Origin of the sequence: Microcoleus vaginatus PCC 9802 (assembly GCA_022701275.1) — a bacterium.
Lineage (GTDB): Bacteria > Cyanobacteriota > Cyanobacteriia > Cyanobacteriales > Microcoleaceae > Microcoleus > Microcoleus vaginatus_A.
On record CP031740.1, the window covers coordinates 3,732,579 to 3,749,548 of the forward strand.

The 16,970-nt window shown below is 45.6% G+C and carries 12 protein-coding genes and 1 pseudogene; 5 read left to right on the forward strand and 8 right to left on the reverse strand.

Annotated elements, in window-relative coordinates; all coding sequences use genetic code 11:
* Positions 1-40: 40 nt before the first annotated feature.
* Both recJ and D0A34_15185 read right to left on the reverse strand, forming a co-directional pair.
* Positions 41-2,137, reverse strand: a complete 2,097-nt coding sequence (gene recJ, locus D0A34_15180) for a single-stranded-DNA-specific exonuclease RecJ (protein ID UNU20040.1) — start codon at positions 2,135-2,137, stop codon at positions 41-43.
* 57 nt (positions 2,138-2,194) lie between these two features.
* The gene (locus D0A34_15185; protein ID UNU20041.1) at positions 2,195-2,476 is read right to left on the reverse strand and encodes a hypothetical protein; all 282 of its coding nucleotides are present in this window, start codon (positions 2,474-2,476) and stop codon (positions 2,195-2,197) included.
* A 22-nt stretch (positions 2,477-2,498) separates the two neighbouring features.
* On the opposite strand from D0A34_15185, the gene D0A34_15190 reads away from it, so the two are divergent.
* A complete protein-coding gene (locus tag D0A34_15190) occupies positions 2,499-3,404 on the forward strand; it encodes a hypothetical protein (protein UNU20042.1) in 906 nt (301 codons plus the stop codon).
* A 74-nt stretch (positions 3,405-3,478) separates the two neighbouring features.
* On the opposite strand, the pseudogene D0A34_15195 reads toward D0A34_15190, so the two are convergent.
* From D0A34_15195 to D0A34_15205, 3 genes and pseudogenes are all read right to left on the reverse strand, one after another.
* Positions 3,479-5,078, reverse strand: a pseudogene (locus D0A34_15195) (apolipoprotein N-acyltransferase).
* Between the two features lie 271 nt (positions 5,079-5,349).
* Entirely contained in the window at positions 5,350-6,432 is a 1,083-nt protein-coding gene (gene psbA / locus D0A34_15200; GenBank protein ID UNU20043.1) for a photosystem II q(b) protein, read from the reverse strand.
* A 548-nt stretch (positions 6,433-6,980) separates the two neighbouring features.
* On the reverse strand, positions 6,981-7,328 hold the full coding sequence (locus D0A34_15205; GenBank protein ID UNU20044.1) for a histidine triad nucleotide-binding protein: 348 nt from the start codon (positions 7,326-7,328) through the stop codon (positions 6,981-6,983).
* A 260-nt stretch (positions 7,329-7,588) separates the two neighbouring features.
* On the opposite strand from D0A34_15205, the gene D0A34_15210 reads away from it, so the two are divergent.
* On the forward strand, positions 7,589-9,118 hold the full coding sequence (locus D0A34_15210; protein UNU20045.1) for a magnesium chelatase: 1,530 nt from the start codon (positions 7,589-7,591) through the stop codon (positions 9,116-9,118).
* An 807-nt stretch (positions 9,119-9,925) separates the two neighbouring features.
* Positions 9,926-11,335 (forward strand): hypothetical protein, encoded by a 1,410-nt coding sequence (locus D0A34_15215; protein UNU20046.1) that lies wholly within the window; start codon positions 9,926-9,928, stop codon positions 11,333-11,335.
* Positions 11,336-11,628: 293 nt separating this feature from the next.
* Here D0A34_15215 and D0A34_15220 read toward each other — a convergent pair whose 3' ends face one another.
* On the reverse strand, positions 11,629-12,453 hold the full coding sequence (locus tag D0A34_15220; GenBank protein UNU20047.1) for a hypothetical protein: 825 nt from the start codon (positions 12,451-12,453) through the stop codon (positions 11,629-11,631).
* 428 nt (positions 12,454-12,881) lie between these two features.
* Between D0A34_15220 and D0A34_15225 the strand changes: the two genes are divergently transcribed.
* Entirely contained in the window at positions 12,882-13,289 is a 408-nt protein-coding gene (locus D0A34_15225; protein UNU20048.1) for an IS701 family transposase, read from the forward strand.
* A 191-nt stretch (positions 13,290-13,480) separates the two neighbouring features.
* Here the strand turns inward: D0A34_15225 and D0A34_15230 are convergent, their stop codons facing one another.
* Together D0A34_15230 and D0A34_15235 are read right to left on the reverse strand one after the other, a co-directional pair.
* On the reverse strand, positions 13,481-13,882 hold the full coding sequence (locus tag D0A34_15230) for a DUF4342 domain-containing protein (protein UNU20049.1): 402 nt from the start codon (positions 13,880-13,882) through the stop codon (positions 13,481-13,483).
* A 761-nt stretch (positions 13,883-14,643) separates the two neighbouring features.
* The gene (locus tag D0A34_15235; GenBank protein UNU20050.1) at positions 14,644-14,847 is read right to left on the reverse strand and encodes a hypothetical protein; all 204 of its coding nucleotides are present in this window, start codon (positions 14,845-14,847) and stop codon (positions 14,644-14,646) included.
* A gap of 464 nt (positions 14,848-15,311) precedes the next feature.
* On the opposite strand from D0A34_15235, the gene D0A34_15240 reads away from it, so the two are divergent.
* Complete coding sequence (locus tag D0A34_15240; GenBank protein UNU22314.1) at positions 15,312-16,796, forward strand: ATPase; 1,485 nt, start codon at positions 15,312-15,314, stop codon at positions 16,794-16,796.
* Positions 16,797-16,970: the final 174 nt, after the last annotated feature.

A 16,970-nucleotide genomic window follows, 5' to 3' on the forward strand; every position in this document is an offset into this window, starting at 1 on the left:
TTTCCATGATGCACGAAATTTTTTATCAAATACCGAGTTATCAAATACCCAGGGCGTGTTTAGCAGTTTGAATCAAATTCTCAAAAAAAGGTAGAGATACATCGACTTCTCTAGCATCTTTGCGGGAGTTACCTAACAAACCGATGTTTTGTCCGGGTGAAACAGCCAGAACTTGGCCTTGAGAGTTGCGAATTCTCAATTCCTCGATCGACCCGGCGGGAGATAGACTGCAAGAATAAGTGCGATCGCAGTAATCAAACTCAACTTTTCCCAACCTCGGTGGCCTGGAAGTAGCAGCATTTGCGGGCAGCCGGACACCCAACAATTCTAACTCCACTGATGTCTTCCCATTAAAACTATTTTCCCGCAATCGGTAAGCAATATCAACCCGCCGAGGCAAAGGAAAATATTCCCCCCAACGCCAAGCAATCGCCTTCACACTAGCCGATGCTTTTCCATCTTGAGTTGCAGTTAGTTTAACGTGACCTCCTTTACCAACAATTTTCTGTTCAGTTATGCAAACATTAGGCGTCCAAAAGACAGGAGCCTTATTTTCAATCCCGCAAGGTTCCAGAGCATCAATTTGTCGGTAAAGGTCGAGATTAATTTCAGCCAAATCTGCTCGCACGTCAACTGCAACCAGCGGTTTTAGGTGTTCCGGCTGCAAACATTGATTGGCAAAAATTGACAGTTGATTGCGGAATTCTTCGAGATTCTGAGCCGGCATAGAAAAACCGCCAGCCGCTTTGTGTCCGCCAAATTTAGTTAATAAATCCGCGCAAAAATTCAGCCCGTCAAATACATTAAACTCAGGAATTCCCCTCGCCGAACCCCTGATAATTTTATGGGCAACCGCCCCTACAGCCTCGTTTTCGCCAGCCTCATCCTCAAAAGTACCAATAAACACAGGTACGCCGTAGCGTTCCACCAACCGAGAAGCTACAATCCCGATCACCCCGTGGTGCCAACCCGGTTGCACGACAACTAAAACTCGTTCTTGCTGCAAGTCGAGCTCACTTTCCTCGCACCAAGCGATGGCTTCCTGCTCAATTTCCTGGCACAACTCCTGCCTGCGCTGATTAATTTGTTCGCACTGCATCGCGTTTTTAAGAGCCAATTCGCGATCGTCCGTAGTCAGCAACTCTATCACAATTTGAGGGTCAGCCAGCCGCCCCACAGCATTAATCCTGGGCCCGAGCCTAAAACCAATATCTTCAGGCTTTAAGGAATTATTAGTTTTATTTTGCGAGTTGAGAATTGAGGGACTTTCCGCACTTCCCGGCTGCACTCCCGCCACCTGAATCAAAGCCTGAATACCCGCCAATTGCGAGTGAGGCAACAGCCGCAAACCCCGCTTCACCCAGCGCCGATTAACTCCTGTCAAAGGCGCTAAATCCGCAATAGTTCCTAAAGTAAATAACTCCAGCAGCGGATTCACCAACCCGCCAAGTTTCTGCATATCAATTGCCAAAGTAATCGCCAAAACATAAGCAACGCCTACGCCCGCCAAACCGCGATAAGGTGAAGATTCCGCGATTAATTTCGGGTTGAGAATAGCATCAGCAGGCGGCAGTTTTGGTGGCAAATCGTGGTGGTCTGTAATAATAACTTTGACACCGAGTTCTCGCGCTCTGGCAACCGGGCCGTAGGCTGCAATTCCGTTGTCAACCGTGAGAATGAGAGCGACACCTTCCGAGTGAAATTCTTCTACAATGCGATCGTTAATCCCATAACCTTCTCGCATCCGGCTGGGAATAGCATAATCCACATTCGCCCCCAGAGCCCTCAGAGCTCGCAGCAACAAAGCGGTGCTCGTCATCCCGTCCGCATCGTAGTCGCCGCAAATCGCAATTTTTTGCCCTCCCGAAATCGCCTCCCGCAACAATTTGACACTCGCAGCCAAATCTGGAAACTCATCGTTTGGCGCGGGCAAAACCAGAGATTCCGGTTCGATAAACCCTTGCACTTCTTTCAGAGAATCGATGCCCCGGTTAATCAGTACCTGTGCCAGCAAGGGCGACAAACCGATTTCTGCGGCAAACTGTTCGGCTTGCTGTGGTTGAGGCGAATAAATTTGCCACCGTTGGTTTGGCAATCGGTGAAAATGCGGAGGCACAGATGTCGGTATCTCTTGCACGGAAGCTGAGGTTTAAATATACATAGTTAATCTTACCTAATTAAGTGCATCAGTCAATCAATTTGAGATTTGAGATTTTAGATTGATGCTGATGAGTTTTTTGGGTAAAATCCAAAGGTTGTTTGTAGGAAAGCTTTTTTCGGAAGCTCTCACCGCACTCAAATAGGGATATAAGCCCTGACAGCAGTCGTGGAGAGCAAAAAATTTTAGACCCAAGTTCAAACGCCTCAGATTCATCTGTGGAGTCAATCTAAAATCTCGAATCTCAAATCGACTGGTGGGAGCCGAAGAACTAAGTTTACCAGGCATTTGCGCCGCCCGTGCTAGGGCGGGGCTAATTTAATTTAATGAGGAGACTTGCATGAGTGGCGATCGACCACCTTGGTTTAAAATTGCATTACAGGTTCGGGGGTCTGTCATTCCCTCAATTTTGCCCCGCGTTTTGCTGTGCGGAGGCTTTGGAGTTCTTATTTCCCTGCTGCACTTTTTTAAGTTGCCAGTTTCCATGCCCATTTTGTCGAGTATTGTACCGAGTATTGTCCTGGGTTTACTGTTAGTTTTTCGGACAAATACAGCCTACGAAAGATTTTGGGAAGGTAGAAAAATGTGGGGTACTTTAGTCAACAACGTCCGCAATTTGGCGCGCCAAATCTGGGTAGCTATTGAGGAAAAAGAGCCGCAGGATATCGTAATCAAAAAGTCAGTCCTGCGCCTGTTACCTGCCTTTGCAGTGGCAATGAAACTGCACTTGCGGCAAGAATCAGTCAATCCAGAGTTGGAGCCGTTAATGTCCCCAGCGCAGTACCAAAAGCTCAAATCGATGAACAATCCGCCCCTAGAAATTGCCTTTTGGATTGAGGACTATATGCACGAGCAGTACGAGCGCAATTGCCTGGATGTCTATCAGTTAACTGGTATGAATCAGTTGCTCAATTCTATGATTGATGTATTAGGAGGCTGCGAGCGGATTTTGAAGACGCCTATCCCTTTGGCTTACGCGATTCACCTGAAACAACTATTGTTGCTTTACTGTTTAGCACTGCCATTTCAAATGGTAAACGATTTGAGTTGGGGAACTGGTCCAGTTGTGGCTTTAATTAGTTTTACTTTATTCGGCATCGAAGAAATCGGCATTGAAATAGAAAATCCCTTCGGGCACGATGCCAATGATTTGCCTTTGGACAATATGTGTGCTGCCATGCAGCGCAATATGGACGATTTAATTTCTTTATCTCCTAGCGTTCACGAACACGTGAAAGATAAGTAGAGTCATTCCATTTTCGATTTTAGATTTTAGATTTTAGATTGGTATCGAAAATCGAAAATGGTATAACCTACTGGTTAATTTTTAACAATAAACCGCATTAACCCAGCCCCTACTAACAATAAAGGCGTCAGCCAATCTCCCCACCGCACGTACAAAGTCCGAGTTTGCCGCCGATAAATAGTAGCATCTCGGACTTCATAGGTATTAATTCCCGACTTCCAAACCGTCTCGCCACGAGGATTTACAAAAGCAGAGTAACCCGTATTAGTGGCAATAACTGCCCATCTATCTGTCTCAATTGCCCGCATCACATCGAGAGCGTGATGTTGAGCCAACATTGGCGGTTTATAATGGGCATTGTTGGAAGCTGTGAGCATAAATTCGCCTCCATTAGCCGCCTGATATCGGAAAATTTCCGCAAACGCAGAATCGTAACAAATTCCGACAATGGCGCGACCAAACGGCGTATCAAACAATTGTTGAGAATTGCCGGGTACTAAATGAGCATCTAAGGGAGAAAGCCGATTAATAATCCCGCCTAAGATTTCGTAAAAAGGGATATATTCGCCTAAAGGCACTAGCTTTAGTTTATCGTAGCGGCCGATAATTTCTCCCGTGCGATCGATCGCCAATAAGCTGTTAGTGATACTATTGTCTTGCTGGCCGAAGCCTCCCACCCAAGCCAGAACGCCGCGTTCGAGAATAGCTTGATAAAAAGAAAGAGTAGAACGTTGATACTCGTTTGTCCAGATAAAAGGCAAAGCCGTCTCTGGAATTAACACAGCATCGACTTTTCTATCCGCTAACTCTTTGTATCCATTGGTGTAACCTTCCAAAGCGCGCGCCCAACCCCCTGAGTCAAACTTAATTTCGTTAGGAATATTTCCTTGAATAATGCCAATCTTTAAAGCGGTTGCAGCTTCTTGATTCAAAGGACGGTTGTATAAACTCCATCCCACAATATGCAAAACTACACACAAACTAGCAGGCAAAATATAAGCAATCCAATTCTTCCTTCTTCCTTCTTCCTTCTTCCTTCTTCCTTCAATAAAAGCTTCGGCGATTAAGCCATTTACTGCTACAAGAGCGGCTGTTACTGCGCTGGGCCCGGAGAGTTGACCGAGGTGCAATATTGCTAAATTGTGCGGGCTTTGCGTATATGATAGGGATGTCCACCACAGCGAACCTGTACTCCAAATACTTTCTAAGGCACACCACAAAGCTGTGCCAATTAAAACGCGAGTTACGGCTGAAAATTTAGAGCTACCCCCCCAGCCCCCCCTTGTAAAGGGGGGAGTTAAGAATAAGAATTGAATTTTTCCCGGGTAAAGTGAGGGAGTTGAGAATTACAAATAGCCACGCCCAAACGGCGACTAAGGCGGCTCCCCAGAGGGTGATGAATGCCCAGCAAAAAAGTGCTATCGCCAAACTCGGCCACCAAGGAACTCCCAACCAAGTCATCGGGTGAATTCCCCTAATCCAAGATAAAGCTAATCCGTGATAGCCAATTCCCCAGAGTGAAGGAAGAAGGAAGAATGAAGCAGGAAGAAGGAAGAATTTTTGTTGTTTTACTTCTTGAAGAGGCCTTTCATAACTAACAACCAAAATCCAGAGGGGAACTAGGGCTACCCAAGCCAATAGCCAAGCATTTACTGGGGCGGTTGTCAATGCCATCAAAATGCCGCTAAAAAATGCGATCGCCCAGGCTAATGTTTTGGATTTATGAACCGCGAGTTTTTCAAATTTGTGCCTGTTAAATATCGCCACTTGGATGATTGCCAAAAATAATAATTCCTAATTAATATATCAGATTAATCAGGAAGAAGGAAGCTCGGCCACGCGCAGTGTATGGGATTTAACAGAAAAAAATCTCTCAAATTCTACTTGCCAAAACAAAAAGCGCCCCTATTTCTAGGAGCGCTTTTTGTTAATCAAAAACTAAAACTTAGCCGTTGATGGAAGGAGCAACCATTGCTACTGGGGTGACTTCCCCGGCGGCCAAGTCGAGAGGGAAGTTGTGAGCGTTGCGCTCGTGCATTACTTCCATACCCAAGTTAGCGCGGTTGATGACATCAGCCCAAGTATTGATCACGCGACCTTGCGAGTCGATAATCGATTGGTTGAAGTTGAAACCGTTCAAGTTAAACGCCATTGTCGATATACCCAAAGCGGTAAACCAGATACCGACAACTGGCCATGCACCTAACAAGAAGTGCAAAGAACGGCTGTTGTTAAAGCTCGCGTATTGGAAGATTAACCGACCGAAGTAGCCGTGGGCTGCGACGATGTTGTAGGTTTCTTCTTCTTGACCGAATTTGTAACCGTAGTTCAAAGATTCAGTTTCGGTTGTTTCACGAACCAAGGAAGAGGTAACTAAAGAACCGTGCATGGCGGAGAACAAGCTACCACCGAAGACACCAGCAACTCCCAACATGTGGAACGGGTGCATCAGGATGTTGTGCTCGGCTTGGAACACGATCATGAAGTTGAATTGACCGGAGATACCCAAAGGCATACCGTCAGAGAAAGAACCTTGTCCGATGGGGTAGATCAAGAATACTGCGGTTGCTGCTGCAACTGGTGCAGAGTAAGCGACGCAGATCCAAGGACGCATACCTAAGCGGTAGGACAATTCCCATTCACGACCCATGTAGCAAAATACACCGATCAGGAAGTGGAAAATTACCAATTGGTAAGGGCCGCCGTTGTACAACCACTCATCGAGGGAAGCTGCTTCCCAGATTGGGTAGAAGTGAAGACCAATTGCGTTTGAAGAAGGAACAACAGCACCTGTGATGATGTTGTTACCGTACATCAAGGAACCTGCAACTGGTTCGCGGATGCCGTCGATGTCCACAGGAGGAGCAGCGATGAAGGCGATGATGTAGCAGATGGTGGCACTCAGCAAGGTGGGAATCATCAAGACGCCGAACCAACCCACATAAATGCGGTTGTCTGTGCTAGTTACCCACTCGCAGAACCGTTCCCAAACGTTGCCGCTTTCGCGACGCTGTACGGTTGTTGTCATTTGGTTTATGATGGCTTAATTGAATTTTCAAGGTTCGTTGTGGGGATGCCCCACGCTTATATTAGTAACATCATTCACTAAAGTTTGCCAAGGGATTACTGCTGACAATTAAAAGATTTTACAAACATTTACAAAAATTGGATTCTTGATAAATATTTATTGTTTTTTACAAAGTAATATTACCCCCCTAACACGTTAAATATAGCGACCTGAAGAACTGAATTTATTATCGGTAGGTTAATCCAGCACTTCGAGCTAATTATTTTTGTTCAGGTCGATTCTCTTTCTATCTAAATATCTGTTAATTAAGTCTTGAAGAGATAATTTTTAATATTTATTAACCTATAATTGGTGACTTCTGCGAGGGGAAATTTTTATAGGGAGAATAGGGAAAACCGGGTTTCTAGTGCGATCGCGCTACATTCTCAATAATCTCCAATCCACCGGTTTATTGACGAAAAAAGAAACCCGGTTTCTGAGGCGCTTGGCAATAGAAATCAACCGGGTTTCTGAGGATGAGTCCGCAAGTTCTGCGTAAAAATTAGGCTTTAGCCTGGGGGCCACTTCATCTGCCGTCCGCCGAGAATGTGAAGGTGCAGGTGGTCTACAGTTTGGCCGCCGTCGCTGCCGCTATTAATGACGACGCGATAGCCGTTGCTAAGTCCGAGTTGTTCTGCTACCCGTTTGACAGTCAGCAGCAAGTGTCCCATGAGAGCATGATCTCCCGACTCGGCATCGGCTAATTTGGCAATAGGCTGTTTGGGAATGACTAGGATGTGGACGGGTGCTTGCGGATGGATATCTCTGAACGCGAGGGCCAAGTCGTCTTCATAAACGATGTCTGCTGGAATCTCTTTGCGGATGATTTTGCTGAAAAGCGTTTCTTGAGTTGTCATGGGTGTTAACGAAGGAAGAAGGAAGAAGGAAGAAGGAAGAAGGAAGAAGGAAGAGGGAAGAAGGAAGAGGGAAGAGGGAAGAAGGCGGAAGTGGGAAGAGGGAAGGGGAAGAGGGAAGAGGGAAGACCCAGCAGGAGAGAGGGAAGAGGAGAAAAAGAAGAGGCAAGGAAAAGTTTTTCTTGCCTCTTCCGATATTCATTAGTCATTGTTAATCATAATAGATGATGAATCAGGGACAGGCAAATTAAGGATAAAGAAAAATGCTTGCTAGGGTTTGGAGTGCATCGATCGTTGGAATTGACGCGGTAAAGGTGGGTGTTGAGGCTGATGTGTCAGGGGGGCTACCAAAAATCGTCGTTGTGGGATTGCCCGATTCTGCGGTGCAAGAAGCTAAAGAAAGGGTTAGGGCTACGCTAAAAAATTCGGGATATGCTTTTCCCATGCGGAGTATTGTGATTAATTTGACTCCGGCGGATTTGCGAAAGGAGGGGCCGAGTTTTGATTTGCCGATCGCCATTGGCATTTTGGCAGCATCGGAACAAGTCAGCGGTCAACTTTTGGGAGATTATTTGTTTTTAGGGGAACTTTCTTTAGATGGGAGTTTGCGGCCTGTGGCTGGGGTTTTGCCGATCGCCGCTGCTGCTCAAAAAATGGGTATTTCGGGGTTGGTGGTACCGGCTGGTAACGCGCCGGAAGCGGCTTTGGTGCACGGAATATCTGTTTATGGTTTTGAGAATATTTTTGCTGTTACTGATTTTTTAAACAATCCTGAAGTTTATTCGCCTGTAGAAGTAAACGGTCGAGAAGAGTTAGCAAAAACGCGGTTTCCGGGTTTAGATTTAAAGGATGTAAAGGGGCAAATTCACGCGCGGCGGGCTTTGGAAATTGCGGCGGCGGGGGGACACAATTTAATTTTTGTGGGGCCGCCAGGGAGCGGTAAGACGATGTTGGCGAGGCGTTTGCCGGGTATTTTGCCGCCGCTGACTTTTGAGGAAGCTTTGGATGTAACTCAAATTCATTCGGTGGCTGGGTTATTGAAGGATAAGGGAAGCTTGGTGGGCGATCGACCTTTTCGCAGTCCTCACCATTCGGCATCTGGCCCTTCTTTGGTAGGTGGCGGCAGTTTTCCGCGTCCGGGGGAAATTTCCTTAGCACATCGCGGCATTCTTTTTTTGGATGAATTAACTGAGTTTAAAAGAGATGTTTTGGAGTTTTTGCGGCAACCGCTGGAAGATGGTTATGTGACGATTTCTAGAACTAGACAATCGGTGATGTTTCCGGCGCAATTCACTTTAGTTGCGAGTACGAATCCTTGCGCTTGCGGTTATTACGGCGATTCGATTCAACAGTGTACTTGTTCGCCGCAAAAGAGGGAGCAATATTGGGCAAAACTTTCGGGGCCTTTGATGGATCGGATTGATTTGCAAGTGGCGGTTAATCGTTTGAAACCCGAGGAAATTACGCGACAGCCGACGGGGGAGGAGTCGGAACCGGTGCGGGTGAGGGTGCAGCGGGCGCGAGAGCTCGCAACTCGCCGTTTTCAGTCGGAATCTAGTTTGCGCTGTAATGCGGAGATGCAAAGCAGTCACATTAACAGATGGTGTCAGTTGGATGAGGCTTCTCGGAATTTATTGGAGATGGCGATTCGGAAGTTGGGGCTTTCGGCGAGGGCGAGCGATCGCATTTTGAAGGTTGCTAGAACTATTGCTGATTTGTCGGGGGATGAAAGCTTGAAAACGAATCATGTGGGGGAGGCGGTGCAGTATCGCACGATCGATCGGATGCAGTAAACAGCGGCTCAAAAGACACCATCTCCCCGAGCCCCGACTTCTGAAAGAAGGTGGGAATCTAACAATTGATTAGGCGATTGAAATCGCTTCTAAACATACGAAGTCCCAGCAGAAAGGCACTAAGGGAGTAAGGAGGTATTTAAGCTCGATTGAGGTTGTCCAATTATTTAATTGAGCCAGTGAAACGCCCCGATGTCCCCATGTTTTTTGTCGGATTTGGTGGTGCATGATGCCAGGATCACTGGTCACAGTTGTGTAAGTTCTGTTAGTATTAGATTGGGGGAGGCGACAGCAAACCAAGGCAGCAGTTAAAGTGGCGATCGAGGCAGCTTTAGATCGATTTCCCGAAAGCTACTCAACTAAAGTGTATCAGCCCAAAGGTCAAGAGGTTTATCAGCAGGTCTACGAATCTTATTCTGAGGTCGGATGCAGTATTTATACCACCGCAGTTTGAAGCTGGTGTAAATGCTACCCAGGCACAGCTTTTGTCAAAAATTCCTCATAATTTCATCAAAAATTCATCAATTTTTTACCCACTTTTTGTCATATTTACTGTAATTTATGATACCGATCGCCGAAGTTGCCCTAATCTCCACAACGGCCGAATTTTTAATATTTAATTTCTCGCTCTCCCTCTCCCTCCCTCTCCCTCGCTCTTCCTCGTTCTTCCTCTTTTCCTCGCCCCCTCTCCCTGTTTCACCCTAAAATTGGCAATTTTTGAGTTACGAATCATGGCACGATCGCAGCGCGTTTTGATACCATGCAATCAAGCGCAAGACAATCAGGGAATGCACTGGAGGTGTGTAAATGGAGCTTTTCGCAGAACAAAAACGGTGCTTGGATTGCTTGGTAAGCTCGATCGAGCAATTGGGAGGTCGAGTAGACATTCCAAAGCTGGAGCAGATAGCTGAGCTAATCATTCAAACGATGAGAGGGCCTTGGCGCTACTTTCACACGTCGGAACACATTTTTGAGGTCGGGGGGTCAGTCGATCCGATCGAGGTGCTGGCTGCGCTGTTTCACGACCTCGTGTACGTGCAAGTCGATCAGGGCGTTAGTTTCAATATTAGCAGCGCCCTTTGTCCTTTTGTCAAAGAGGTGCCATCGCAGTTTGTCAAAGAGGTGCGATCGCAGTTAGTTATTAGAGATGAAAGCGAACTGCCCGACGATGCCATGTATCACCTAGTGGCCTCAGTCTTTGGGTTTATTCCCGGCAAGGCTCTCTCTCCGTTTGCCGGTCAAAACGAATTTTTGAGTGCCGTTATTGCTGCCAAATGTTTGGAGCCTTTTTTGCCAGCTAGTACGATCGCTGAGATAACAGCTTGCATTGAGGCTACTATTCCTTTTCGCCCGGTTTCGCCCAGTGGTTTGAGCGCGATCGAACTGTTGCACCAGCGTTTGGTAAGTGCGAATCGCGATTTTAACTTGGCATGGAGCGAGGCCCAAACCGTAGAAATTGTCAAGCGAGCGGTCAGGTTAGCAAATCGGGATGTAGAGAATTTTGCCTCTCCCAATTCCTCTAATTTCTTAGACAATACCTGGAACTTGATGCCAGAAACCAACCACGAATTGGGCAATGCCAATTTGTATACTGTTGCCGAATATCGCAAGTCTCTGCAAAAAATGGAAGGATTTTTGAAGTTCCTCACACCCGAACTGGTTTTCCAGCAGTTTAGGCAAGAGCCGGACGATGAAACCTACGCTAACCTGATTGCCAGAACTCGGAAAAATATCGCCGTTGCTAAAGTTTATCTGGGTATCAAGCTAATTACTATCGCCATTTTAGAAGCTCTTTCCTACCGTTTGGGCCGCGAGATTCCGCTTTCAACTATGATGGGAGAATTGCGCGCACCCGGATCTAAAACAGCGGTTTTGGAGGATTACTTGCCCAAAAAACAGAGCGCCTACCCATTAGAAAGTCAGTTAGAAAGAGAGGTTTTAAATTTGTTAGCAGTAGGACGAAATCAAGAATCTCGCTATGATATTAAAAACTCTCCCGTAGGTACGTTTATTATCAAATCTATCGGCTTTGCTGAAACTGAAAACTTGTTGAAGAAAGCTCAAGAGTTTTTTGCAGATCCTACTTCCTCCGAAGAGTTTCTCTCTTACTGCGCTCCCGATGTCATCGAAACCATCTCCTCCGGCGTGATGAAACTCTTTGACAGCAGGAAGACGGCTTTAGGGAAAGTTAAATTAGTTCACCAAACTGTTTCTTAGGATAGGTTGGCACAATCTTAAAACGTTTTCCATCGCAGAAACCAGGTTTCTTGAGTTGAGCCACAATGTCCGGCTAGTCTGAGATGTTGCACCATTCTCGCTTAACAGGCTTTCGGGCCTGTCCCACAAAAAATGAGTTTTCTTGTGGGGTGGGCAGGAGAGCCCGCCCATAAGAGGCTTATTGACAATGGTGCAAGATCTCAGTTTAAACCATAAAAAAAAGTCCTCTTTAAAGGACTTTAGCTATGAGTCTGGGGTTTGAACCCCTGGCGGGCTAATTCGACATCCAACTTCTATTGCGGTGAACCAGTCGCACCCTCTGCGCCAGAGTTGCTCTCAGGTACAGCCGTACCCGTAGGATTAGAATCGCTCTGGCTTTCCGTATTAGTTTCGCCGCTGGTACCTGCTCCAGGAGCGCCCTCATCTAGAGTGGGAGATGGAGTAGCTGAACTCTCAGGTGCTGGAGTTGGCGGAGTGGAAACTGGCTCATCCTGCGGAGTCGGAACCGTAGTATTGGTATTATTTGACGGCGAAGATGGAGACGGTGCTGCTTGCTGCTGTGAATTTGGAATTGTAATATTGATATTGGGAGCCGGACTTGGTTGAGGAGCCGGAGTTGCCTTTTGAGCTGGACTTGGTTGAGGAGCAGGCGTAGCCTTTTGAACTGGAGATGGTTGAACCGGAACCGGAACAATCTTTTGAATGATCGTTTTTTCTCTCTCTATAGTCCGAGTCGGAGCAGGTGTTGCTGAAGGTTGATTCGCTTTCGGTACAACAATCACAGGAGCAGCAGTAGGAGTAGGAGCCTCCTCACCCCGATTGAAGTAATATACACCGCCCAGAACTAAGCCTGCCAAAGAAGTAAGAAGAATCCCTAACAGTAACCCACGACCTGCATTCTCATTATCGCGGACTTCTTGGACTCCAAGTTGGCGGTGGTTTTCCGCCATTTCACCCTGTACATAACCTTGGTGATGAGCTGCTTCTTTAGAAGCTTTCCCCGTTGTACTCGGAACACTTGTAGTAGTTCGGGTTGTACTGACGTGACCGTTAGTTGCATCTGTGTGAACTTCTTGATGAATTTTACGGCTAGAGCTATTTTCTTCGTTAGGTTTCATAATTATCTTCGCCACAACTATTCAAAAAATATTTGTCTGTAGGAGATGCTCTGGTTTGAAAACTTGAGCTAAGCTGTTCAGCATTTAAATCACTTACTTCGATTCACTGTCAAGATTCAGCCAAGATTCACTCAAGATGCAGTCAAGATTCACTCAAGATTCAGTCAAGATTCATGTGTAAACCTTGGGGGTTTTAGTCATACCCAGTTTAAATGCTTAAGAGCTTAATGCTTAGGCAGTTTAGAGAACTTTTGGCTTTTCCTTAATCTGTATCGAATCTAACTAACCAACGCATTAACCAGGCTCTACCCTCCGAGTGATTGTCTGAGTCCTCCAAAGGAATAGGATTAGCCGGACTTAAACAAAAAATACAGGCTAAATGAGTTTATATACTTGCTATGCAAGCATATAAACTTAAAAGATGAGCAATGAAAGAGACAACCCCCGCCGCAATGCCCCCCTGCTTTTATAAATGGTGTCCAATATTTGACGATATCTTTCGTCATCAAGCCCAAAAACGGGAGTTTAGGAACTATTTAGGCGAATTATTGGGAGAAAGTGAGCCAAACCACCTCTCGCCGATGGTGGCACACGCCGTCCGAGTAACTTACCACAAATTACACCATTTTTTAAGCGCAGCGCCTTGGTCATTCACTGAAATGAATCAACGCCACTTGGAGGTAATGAATCAGTGTCATCCAACCACGATCAGGCAAGGATTTAACCTCATCTTAGATGATTCATTGCACCGTTACAAGTGGCAACTTTACAACCAGACTGGGAAGGTAATAGATCCTAGAAATCGGGAAAAAACTGAAGGGAGTAGTAACGGTTAATCGCCAGCTACTTACCCAGCCCGTTTGCGCTTGAAGTTTGTTTAAGTCCGGTTAGATAACCACAATTAAGTTAGTAGTAATAAAGGCCATCTTTCTCTCATTCATAAAGAGAGGAGGGTCTTACTCACTACCAACAAGGTTGATTACGGGAAATTAACCGGACATCAGCTATTACTAACAACTGAGTTTTTTTACTCGGTTCTTTCAATGATGATAGTCATGTGAGCGACTAATGCACCTATCGCTCCTACTGCTGCAATGACTGGAAACAAGGCCGCACCGATGACTCCACCGACTACTCCGACCGTCAGAGGAACTTCTACCAAAATCCGTCCCTCTTCATTTTTGATAATGATGCGGCGGATATTTCCTTCATGAATCAGTTCTTTTACTTTAGCAACCAAATCGTCGCCGTTAATTTTCACCTCCTCGACGCTAATTTTTTGCTGACTACTATAAGCTGGGGTTTCTAAAGGAGTCGTTTCAAAATTAACCTCACTAACTTTTTGGGAAGAAACTTTTTCAGATACAGGTATTGATTCGAGTTCTCTTGTCCCGACCGGTTCTTGTAGGCGCTCTGTAGGGGTGTCCATTTTTTGTTCTCCTTTTAGGTAAAAGTATTTTTGTATAGAATTATTTAGAAATATAACACGTAACTTTTTGTCGATCAATCATTCTTTTGGGTGATATTGCTGTTGGTGCGATCGTGCTTTTTTCTCTTGATGTTTAACGGCGATCGCCTAAAATCCTTCCTCGGTAGGCCCTAGCTGCCGACTTCCCTAGTGCCGCTTGGTTAACAGTCTGCTTCTGGGCCTCGCACCGCCCCACTCTTCAAAAACCTCTGATCCAGGCAGCCCAATGATTAAAGGGACTTTCACACTCTCAGAGACTCAGACTCAACAGGTGTACCGATTGAAATAGTGACATTGTACTGAAAGTACGATCGTCCCGCCGTGTATATAGTTACCACCTCTACTTCGGGAAACCGCACATGGAAACCGTCACTTACTTTCCTCAAATGTCATTTCAATTTAGCTCAGTGCGATCGCCCAACCAAACCCCACCCCGCGAGGTTCCTCAAATCAACATCTTAGAGTTTCTAATGAGAATTGCCTAAAATCAAGGGGGAGGAGAAATAATAATGATCGAAATATTATCGTGACCAAACCAACTTCCTCAAATTGAAGTTGAAGTTGGGGAAAAGTCGGGTAAAATAGAATTATTTCTTTCTGCTTCCTCTTGATTCTCCGTGTCGGATTGGCCAGCGACCGAGTTTGAATCTCAAGTTCGTGGCCCGACGGTACTTTTCTGTAAACTTTTAAGGCACATCAAGCGGATGTGTGGAATGTGAGTTTTAGTTGCGATCGCACAACTTTAGCATCGGCTGGGAAAAATTCGTCGGTGAAGCTTTGCAGGCTCGACGCGAGTAAAGTATAAGCTGCCGAACTTGACAAATTGCTCGTAATCGGCTGTCCCGGGCGGGAAGACTACCTACAATACAATCCCCGGGTTGAGTGCGATCGGCATTGGTGCAAAAAAACTGACAATTGAGATTCATTGGCAATTGCCGGAAACCTGTTTTGCCTGAATTTTAAAATCGGGCGATCGGCAGCCAATTTGTCGCTATTCTTGTCTTATTGTAATATAATTTTACGCAAGGGGTAATACCAAATGTACTACCACAGGTCGCAGATGTCTATCAATCGGAACCAAATTAAGGTCATCAAACATTAAAAATAGTTATGACTGTTATATTCGGATTAGTAGAATCTTGGAGCTGTCAAATTTACTACATAATTAGGTTTCAAAGGAGTGTCTGCTGTTCAACAAATCTAACCTGCAATAGCGTTTCGGGTGACACCCGCACGATTTAATATCCCAAAAATTCTGCTGAATTAACTCAATTTGAGCGAGCCGAGTAGAGTTGATTTCATAGCTATAAAAAAAATAGAAAGTGCAGTACAAATAGTAAGCAATACTCCAGCAGCCAACCGCTACGGTCAATTACCAAAGGAGGGAGCAGTGTATGAAAATGACGGGTTGAGTCCCCTGAAATCACCGCTTGGTTTGCGATCGACTCTACAGGAATTAACCCTGTACGACTTTCTCCTAGAGTCTGAGTGTGCGGGGAACGAAGTTGCTAAAATTTTTCAAGCAAACCCTTTAGTTCCCGGCATCATCATCACTCAGCAAGGAAAGTTTATAGGGATGATTTCGCGGCGGCGTTATTTTGAACACATGAGCCGCCCCTACAGTTTGGAGTTATTTTCTCAACAGCCTTTGTTTATACTCTACCGTTTTACTAAAACGGATATGTTGGTTCTCGATCGCGAAACCTCAATTATGACGGCAGTGCGGCAGTCTTTGGAGCGATCGCCCGAACTAATCCACGAACCCATTGTAGTACAAGTAGAACCCGAAACTTACAAACTTTTAGATGTACATCAACTGCTGCTTTCTCAGTTGCAAATTCACGAGTTATCAACAGTGGCGATGCGCGAGTCGCAAGCGCAATTGAGACATCAAGCCCAACAGCTAGAACTTGCCTTGCTGGAACTTCAGCGCACTCAAACTCAACTAATTCAAACAGAGAAAATGTCTTCTTTGGGGCAGTTAGTAGCAGGAGTAGCTCATGAAATTAACAATCCAATCGGCTTTATTTATAGCAATTTGCACCACGCTAAAGAGTACACGCAAGGTTTAATGCGGATGCTCGACATTTACCGACAGCACTGTCCCGAACCCATCGCAGCAATTGAAGCGGAAGCAGAAAAAATCGAACTCGATTATTTGCTAGAAGACTTGCCGAAAGTCTTCAATTCTATGCAGCAAGGTGCAGAAAGAGTGCGCGACATCGTTTTGTCGCTGCGGAATTTTTGCAGGTTAGACGAAGCTCAAATGAAGCAGGTCAACATTCACGAAGGGATCAACAGCACGATTATGCTTTTGCAAAGCCAGCTTAAAGGGAAACCGGGGCAGGAGGCGATAGAAATTCACAAAGAATACAGCGACTTGCCGCTGGTGCACTGCTACCCCGGACAGCTCAATCAGGTATTTATGAATATTTTAGTTAATGCCATTTACGCTCTTGTTGAGTCGAACAAACACGAAAATGTTGATAAAAAAAGCCCGAACAAGTCGCAATCCGGCGAGGAAAAGCAGTCTTGTACAAAGACTCAATCATCAGTTTCTAAGTCTACCCGCCTGATTCCTACGATTCGGATTCGCACGGAGTTAATTGAGAAAAAAAAGGTAATAATTAAAATTTATGACAACGGCCCGGGGATGACAGAAGATGTTCGGAAGCGGTTGTTTGACCCTTTTTTTACTACTAAGCCGGTCGGCCAAGGAACGGGTTTGGGACTGTCGATTAGCTATGAAATTGTTGTCAACCAACACGGCGGCGAATTGAAGTGCTTTTCGGAACCGGGAAAAGGAGCAGAATTTGCGATCGAAATTCCGCTTCAACAGTCTTCCGTAACACATATTTTGCCTCGCTTTGCGTGATACAACAGAAGGAAGAAGGAAGAAGGAAGAAGGAAGAAGAAAGAAGGAAGAAGAAAGAAGGAAGAAGGAATAAGAAAGAAGGAAGAAGGAAGAAGGAATAAAAGTTAGGGACTAGGCGGTTGAAACCGCTTAAGAGTCAAACTTTCGTTTTTCTCGCTTGAAACTAAAGAAAAA

Bases quoted from the DNA above. Each gene is read 5' to 3' on its own strand.
- D0A34_15205 (UNU20044.1), bottom strand. From the start codon at position 7,328: ATGACAACTCAAGAAACGCTTTTCAGCAAAATCATCCGCAAAGAGATT.
- D0A34_15225 (UNU20048.1), top strand. From the start codon at position 12,882: ATGAAAGAGACAACCCCCGCCGCAATGCCCCCCTGCTTTTATAAATGG.
- D0A34_15235 (UNU20050.1), bottom strand. From the start codon at position 14,847: ATGAATCTCAATTGTCAGTTTTTTTGCACCAATGCCGATCGCACTCAA.
- D0A34_15220 (UNU20047.1), bottom strand. From the start codon at position 12,453: ATGAAACCTAACGAAGAAAATAGCTCTAGCCGTAAAATTCATCAAGAA.
- D0A34_15215 (UNU20046.1), top strand. From the start codon at position 9,926: ATGGAGCTTTTCGCAGAACAAAAACGGTGCTTGGATTGCTTGGTAAGC.
- psbA (UNU20043.1), bottom strand. From the start codon at position 6,432: ATGACAACAACCGTACAGCGTCGCGAAAGCGGCAACGTTTGGGAACGG.
- D0A34_15190 (UNU20042.1), top strand. From the start codon at position 2,499: ATGAGTGGCGATCGACCACCTTGGTTTAAAATTGCATTACAGGTTCGG.
- D0A34_15210 (UNU20045.1), top strand. From the start codon at position 7,589: ATGCTTGCTAGGGTTTGGAGTGCATCGATCGTTGGAATTGACGCGGTA.
- D0A34_15230 (UNU20049.1), bottom strand. From the start codon at position 13,882: ATGGACACCCCTACAGAGCGCCTACAAGAACCGGTCGGGACAAGAGAA.